6 protein-coding genes and 1 pseudogene are annotated in these 6,619 nt (G+C 71.3%); 1 reads left to right on the top strand and 6 read right to left on the bottom strand.

What is annotated here, in order from left to right; translation table 11 throughout:
• Window positions 1–210, bottom strand: a pseudogene (locus C1I97_RS28140) (class I SAM-dependent methyltransferase); the annotation flags it as partial.
• 145 nt (window positions 211–355) lie between these two features.
• A complete protein-coding gene (locus tag C1I97_RS28135; RefSeq protein ID WP_369008370.1) occupies window positions 356–1,603 on the bottom strand; it encodes a nuclear transport factor 2 family protein in 1,248 nt (415 codons plus the stop codon).
• A gap of 34 nt (window positions 1,604–1,637) precedes the next feature.
• Here C1I97_RS28135 and C1I97_RS28130 point away from each other — a divergent pair, with 34 nt between their 5' ends.
• Window positions 1,638–2,582, top strand: coding sequence for a LysR family transcriptional regulator (locus tag C1I97_RS28130; protein WP_111005946.1), 945 nt, complete (start codon window positions 1,638–1,640; stop codon window positions 2,580–2,582).
• On the opposite strand, the gene C1I97_RS28125 is transcribed toward C1I97_RS28130, so the two are convergent.
• From C1I97_RS28125 to C1I97_RS28110, 4 genes are all read right to left on the bottom strand, one after another.
• Window positions 2,569–3,357: an aminoglycoside adenylyltransferase domain-containing protein gene (locus C1I97_RS28125; RefSeq protein WP_111005945.1), complete on the bottom strand. Its 789-nt coding sequence runs from the start codon at window positions 3,355–3,357 to the stop codon at window positions 2,569–2,571. The two genes, C1I97_RS28130 and C1I97_RS28125, sit on opposite strands and share 14 nt — an antisense overlap.
• A 186-nt stretch (window positions 3,358–3,543) precedes the next feature.
• Entirely contained in the window at window positions 3,544–3,777 is a 234-nt protein-coding gene (locus C1I97_RS28120; protein ID WP_111005944.1) for a YbdD/YjiX family protein, read from the bottom strand.
• Complete coding sequence (locus tag C1I97_RS28115; protein ID WP_111005943.1) at window positions 3,774–5,957, bottom strand: carbon starvation CstA family protein; 2,184 nt, start codon at window positions 5,955–5,957, stop codon at window positions 3,774–3,776. Before C1I97_RS28115 ends, C1I97_RS28120 begins: the two co-directional genes overlap by 4 nt.
• Window positions 5,958–6,157: 200 nt before the next feature.
• The coding region (locus C1I97_RS28110; protein WP_146608314.1) for an SEC-C domain-containing protein at window positions 6,158–6,619 on the bottom strand (462 nt) is incomplete at its 5' end.

The raw sequence follows: 6,619 nt of genomic DNA, 5'->3' as shown, positions 1-6,619 counted from the left end.
GTCGACGCACAGGATGGGGTGGCGGGGCTGGACCTGCCGGGCCACTTCGCGGGCGAACAGGCCCGTGCCAGAGCCGATGTCGGCGATCCGGTCGTCCGGGCCGAGCGTCAGTGCCTCCGCGATCCGGCCGGACATCCAGGGGATGTACTCCGGGCCGTAGACCCAGTGTTCGTCGTATTCGGCTGCGAGTCCTTCGTAGTGATCTCGCACATCGCGCCGCCCCACGGTCCCCCTCGCGTGTCAACTGGTCGTGCCGCCACCGGTCACCACGCAGGCTATCGCGAGTGCCGGGACGGCAACAGTGCGTAATGCGGCAGCGGTTGGACAGCGACTGTGAGCCGGGGCGCGGGCGTACTCAGGGAGAACGCTCCGCGCCGCTGGCCATCGTTCGGTGGTAGGCCTTGTTGGTGATGCGCCACCCGCCGTCGACGCGGGCCAGCAGGAAGACGTCGGTGAAGGTGTCCGCGCCGTGCCGGAGGGTCATGGACGCGGTCGCGACGGTGTCGTGGACGTCGATGGTGTCGATGCGGCGGGAGCGGGCCGCTTCGTCCGGGGCCGGGCGGCCGGGGAAGAGGGCGCAGTACTCGTCCAGGCGCCATGACACGAACGCGCCGTCCCGGATGCCCTCGACGTGGGCGGTGGGCAGGAACGCGTCGCGGAAGTGGGCGGGGTCGCCGGTGGCGTGGCCGCGGATGTAGGCGCGCAGTGGTGTGAGTACGGCGTCGTCCACGGCGGGGACCGTGGCGGCAACGGCGATGTCGGCCTCGGGATCGGCAGGGGTGGCGGCCAGGTCGGCCGCGCTGCGCAGGGGGCTGTCCGACGCGGCGGCCAGCAGGGCCATGTCCTTGGCCAGCGCGCCGATCGTGAACTCGGCCGGGGCCCCGGTCGCAGCTGGCCGGTCGGCGAGGAAGGTGCGCTTGCGGGTGACGAGCCCGCCGAGCTGACCGAGTTCGAGGACGTCCAGCACCTGGGCGCGGGGCAGGCCCAGGGCGTCGGCCTGCCGCAGTGACTCGCGCAGCGCGAGGACGGCGCCGGCGAGACTGCTGTTGGCGACCAGCTTGAGTGCCGCGGCGGTGGCGGCGCCGTCCACGCGCCGCACGGTGCCGAGCGCTCGCAGCACGGGTTGGACCCGGTCGAGCGCCTCCTGGTCGCCTGCGGCGAGGATCCGCAGGGCGCCGGCAGTGACGGTCGGTACGGAGCCGAGCACGGGAGCGTGGACGTAGGACGGGCCGAGCCGCCGGGCCAGCGCCGAGGCCTCGGCGGGGGCGATGGTGCTGGTGTTCAGCACGATCGTGCCCGGTCGCAGCGAGTCGCGGACGTGGTCGACGACCTGCCGGCACGCCTGGCCGTCGAACAGTGACAGGAGCACGATGTCGGCTTTCGCTACGGCGTCGTTCGGGTCGTGGGTCGTTTCGGCGGCGCCTGCCGTGCGACCGGACCGTGTCCAGCCGGCGACGGCCCAGCCGTGGTCGGCGAGTCGTGTCGCGATCGCGGTGCCCATGCGGCCCAGGCCGAGGACGGCGACGGTGTGCGGTGTGGTCATGCGTCCGAGCGTGGGACATCGGGAGAGGTGCGACAAGCGCAGATGTCGCAGGGTAGCCATGCGAGGTCTGCATGCCTGCGGGCATGCTTGTGCCATGGTGCTCACTGCATGGCGGACGTTTGTGACGGTGTGCCGGCTCGGGTCGCTGTCGGCCGCGGCCGGCGAGCTCGGCTATACGCAATCGGCGGTCTCCCGGCAGATCGCCGGGCTGGAGCGCGAGCTCGGGGTGCCGCTGGTGCAGCGGCATGTGCGGGGCGTGCGTCCGACGCCTGCCGGAGAGGTGTTCCGCCACCACGCCATGGCAGCGCTCGACGAGGCCGACCGGGCCGTCCGTGCCGTACGGGATCTGCGTGACGGTGCGTCGGGTCGGCCGTTGGCCGTCGGGGCGACGCCGTCACTGGCCGCCGGGATCGTGCCCGTGGCGATCCGCCGCCTGCTGGACACGGCCGGACCCGTCCGGTGGAGCCTGCTGCCCGGGCTGAGTCTGGAACTGCACGACCGCGTGGTCTCCGGCGACCTCGACGTCGCCGTCGTCACCGACGCACCACCGGGGCTGCCCAACGACCCGCGTCTCGAACGGCGGTTCCTGGGGATGGACGAGATGGTCGTCGTGCTGCCCGTCGACCACCCGCGGGCCGGGCGTGGCCCGGTGCACATCCGGGCGCTGGCCGACCAGACCTGGGTGGAGGACAACGAGGGCTCCGCGGCACTGTTGCGCCAGCACGCCGCCCGCGCCGGAGTGACCGCCTGCATCGACCTCACCGCGGCCGATCTGCCCGGCAAGACGGCTCTGGTCGCGGCGGGCCACGCCATCGCGCTGATACCCGGAGTGCTGGCGTCCGCGCTGCGGGCCGACCTGACCGCAGTGGCCCTCGTCGATCCCCCGACCCGCGGCATCTACACGATCACACCACGTCGCGACCCGCACCCTTCCACGGCGCCCCTGCTCGACCAGCTCGTGACGGCCTTCGAATCGGGTCGGCCTGCGGTGGCCGGAGCAACCTCGGGGGCGGTTCCCGCGCGCCTCAGCGGTGTGTGAGTCGGTCGATCTCGGTGAGCACCGCGTCCACGTGGGGGCGTACCCGTGCTTTCAGCTCCTGGCTCCAGCTCTCTTCGGGGTAACGGCAGTTGAGGTACAGCTCCCTGGCGTGTTCCAGGACGGGGCGCTGGGCCGGGGGGAGTTGGGCGAGTGCCCAGTCGGCGGCGTTGTCCTTCGGTCTGATCTCGCCGGTGGCGAGCGTCGTCCAGATGCGGGCCAGGGTCAGGACGACGTTGCGTGTGTCGCCGTCCAGGTCGTCGAGCAGGCCGGGGATGCCTGACACGCTCGACCGGACCAGGTCGGCGGGCGGGACGTGGTCCAGTACCTCGGCCGGGGGCGGGCCGGTGACCGGGTGGTTGCCGGCCAGCGTCATCGTGATCAGGAGCGCCAGGTCCGGCATCGGTTCCGGCTGAGGGGGCCCGCTCGCCTCGAACCGGTCGCGCAGCCACTCGCCGTAGAGGAAGTCGCCGGTCGGCGGGAACCGCCACGGGCGGACGTCGGACTGGACGGTGACCGTGAGCTCGACCGGGCGGGCCTCGCCCGTGGAGCCAGAAGCGGAACCGGAACTGGCACCGGAGCCGGAGATGTTCAGCAGTCCGTCGAGAAGCGCCTGTCGTTCCCGGCCGTCCATGCGTCGCCGGGAGACCACCAGGACGTCCACGTCGCTGGTCGGTTTGAGGCCCCCGAGGACGGAGGACCCGTGGAGGTACGTCCCGATGGCGGCGTGCCCCAGCACATCGCCGACCAGCTCTGCGATCTCCCGGATCTGGTCCATCGCAGCAGCATGCCCCCTGGCTCATGCGGGCGCACCCCCATTTCCGGGGCGGCGGGTCCCGGTGGCGCCGAGCCCCCGCCTCCCTCCGACCTCCCTCCGGCCGACCAGTGGAGGGCCATCGGAGGTGAGCCGCCCGAGGTGAACCGCTCCTGGGGCAAGGCCGGTATGCCCTGCCCCAGGTGCCCTTCAGCAGCAGCGGCCCTGTGGGTTGGCCTCGCGGTGGCGGGTGAGGTGGCGCTCGTAGTCGCGCCGGGTCGGCACCGGTTCGCCGGGGTGCCGCTCCTCGTACCGTCGGCAGTAGCGCTCGTAGTTCGCTGTGCCCGAGATCTCCCTCAGGTACCAGCGGACGCCCCGCAGCAGCCGGGTCAGCGGGCCGAGGAGCGCCGCCGCTCTGCCGTCCGCTCTCGTTCCCGCACTCATTCCCGCTCGGCCTGCCCCGTGGACGCGCCGGCCAGCACCTTGGAGCGGGCCGCGGGGAGGATGATCGTGGACTCCACGTACGGGGTCTCCGTCGTCGGCAGCGGCTGCGCGGACCGTACGGCCTTGACGCAGATCACGGCCGCGTGGCCGATCACGAGTGCGACCAGCACGAGGAAGACGATCATGATGACGCCGTCCACCGTGGAGTTGAGGACCACGGTCTTCATGTCGTCGAGCGACTTCGCCGGGGCGAGGACCTTTCCGTCGTCGAGCGCGTCCGCGTACAGCTGACGCTGGGCGAAGAAGCCGATCTTCGGGTTGCTGTGGAAGATCTTCTGCCAGCCGGCGGTGAACGTGACGGCCACGTCCCACACCAGCGGGATGCCCGTGACCCACGCCCAGCGCAGTCGCCCGGACTTGATGAGCAGGGTCGTGCACACGGTCAGCGCGATGGCCGCGAGCAGCTGGTTGGCGATGCCGAACAGCGGGAAGAGCTGGTTGATGCCGCCGAGCGGGTCCGTGGCGCCGACGTAGAGGAAGTAGCCCCACAGGCCGACGATGACGGCGCTGGTGATCCAGATGCCCGGCTTCCAGGTGACCCGGCCGATCGGCTTCCAGACGTTGCCGAGCATGTCCTGGAGCATGAAGCGGCCGACCCGGGTGCCCGCGTCCACCGTGGTGAGGATGAACAGCGCCTCGAACATGATGGCGAAGTGGTACCAGAACGCCTTCATGGCGTGCCCGCCGAACACCCCGGAGAAGATCTCCGCCATGCCGAAGGCGAGGGTCGGCGCACCGCCGGTACGGGCGATCAGACTCTGTTCCTCGACCGAGCGGGCGGCCGCCGCCAGGTCCTCGGGGCTGATGGTGAAGCCGAGGCTCGCCACCGCCTGGGAGGCACTGTCCACCGTGGTGCCGAGCAGGCCGGCCGGTGCGTTCATCGCGTAGTACAGGCCCGGGTCGAGCACGGACGCCGCGACGAGCGCCATCACGGCGACGAACGACTCCATGAGCATCGCGCCGTAGCCGATCAGCCGGACCTGCGACTCCTTCTGGATGAGCTTGGGAGTGGTGCCGGACGACACGAGCGCGTGGAAGCCGGACAGGGCGCCGCAGGCGATCGTGATGAACAGGAACGGGAACAGCGCCCCGGCGAAGACCGGCCCGGTGCCCGAGGAGGCGAACGGGGTCACGGCGTCGTTCTTCAGCATGGGCGCGGTGACGATGACGCCGACCGCGAGCAGCACGATCGTGCCGACCTTCATGAAGGTCGACAGGTAGTCGCGCGGGGCCAGCAGCATCCACACCGGCAGCACCGAGGCGACGAAGCCGTAGCCGACGAGGCAGAAGACCAGGGTGGTCGGCGACCAGGTGAACGCCTCCGCCCAGGAGGAGCTGTCGACCCAGCCGCCGCCCACGATCGCCAGCAGCAGGAGGACGACACCGATGAGGCTGGTCTCCAGGACCCGGCCGGGCCTGAGGTAGCGCATGTAGAAGCCCATGAACAGGGCGATGAGGATCGTCATGGCCACCGAGAAGGTGCCCCAGGGCGATGCGGCGAGCGCGTTGACGACCACCAGGGCCAGCACGGCCAGCAGGATGACCATGATGGCCAGGACGGCGATCAGCGCCGCGGTGCCGCCCACCCGGCCGATCTCCTCGCGGGCCATCTGGCCGAGGCTCTTGCCGTCCCGCCGCGTGGAGAGGAAGAGCACCACCATGTCCTGGACGGCCCCGGCGAAGATCACGCCGACGATGATCCAGATCGTGCCCGGAAGGTAGCCCATCTGCGCCGCCAGGACGGGGCCGACGAGCGGTCCGGCGCCCGCGATGGCGGCGAAGTGGTGGCCGAACAGGACGCGCCGGTCGGTGGGCTGGTAGTCGATCCCGTCGTCGTGACGCTCGGCGGGTGTGGCGCGGCTGTCGTCGACCTTCAGGACACGGCGGGCGATGAAACGCGAGTAGAAGCGGTAGGCGATCGCGTACGAGCCGAGCGCTGCCGCGACCAGCCAGATGGCGGAGATCTCCTCGCCCCTGGACAGAGCGACCATGCCCCAGGCGACGGCGCCGACCAGGGCGACGCCCGTCCAGATCAGGATCGTCTTCGGAGTGGGTCTCGCCCTGCGGGCGTCGTTGACGGACACAACTGCTCCAGATGTTCGGGGACGACTCTTGTGCATCTCAGGGCGTGAGGGGTGGGGATACGTGCTGGAGTTGCCGTAGCCTGCCCACCGGTCGACAGGAAATGCTCACAAGTTGATGACGGATCGCCTTCGGTTCTGTCGTCGGCCGGACCGTCCCCGGACATCCCTGGACATGTCCCGTTCCTTCTCGTCCTTCTCGATCCCGCGCTCCCGTGGGACTCTGCCGCCTCCTGCCTTCAGGCGGTTCGGGCGGGGGTGGCCGTCCCGTGGCAGTCGCCGTACGTCTGGCCGGAGCCGCACCAGCAGGCCGCCCCCCGCTGCGGTGGCCAGGCCACTGCCCGGCCCCGGGCTGCCAGGGTCGTCGCGTACTGGGGGAGCAGGGCGGGATCGGACGGGGACGCGCCCTCCGAGGCCGCGAAGGCCTCGTAGGAGGGGACCGTGCCGGTGACGATGCCCAGGTTCGGGGTGCCGGAGGAGGCCAGCTCGCGCAGGGAGGCCTCTATCGTCGCCAGGTGGGTCTCGTGGGAGGGGTACTCCGCGGCCAGGGCGGCGTAGGCCGTGAGGAGCTCGGTCAGCTCCGCCTTCGGCCAGTGGAGGACCGCCACCGGGAAGGGGCGGGAGAGGGCCGCGCGGTAGGCGCCCAGTTCGGCGCGGAGGCGGGTCAGCTCCGCCTCCAGTTCGGCGGGGTTCTCCGAGCC

This window comes from Streptomyces sp. NTH33 (assembly GCF_003236365.1).
Classification (GTDB): Bacteria; Actinomycetota; Actinomycetes; order Streptomycetales; family Streptomycetaceae; genus Streptomyces.
Note: the sequence above shows the minus strand (reverse complement) of the source record. Positions and strands in the feature narration are given on the sequence as shown.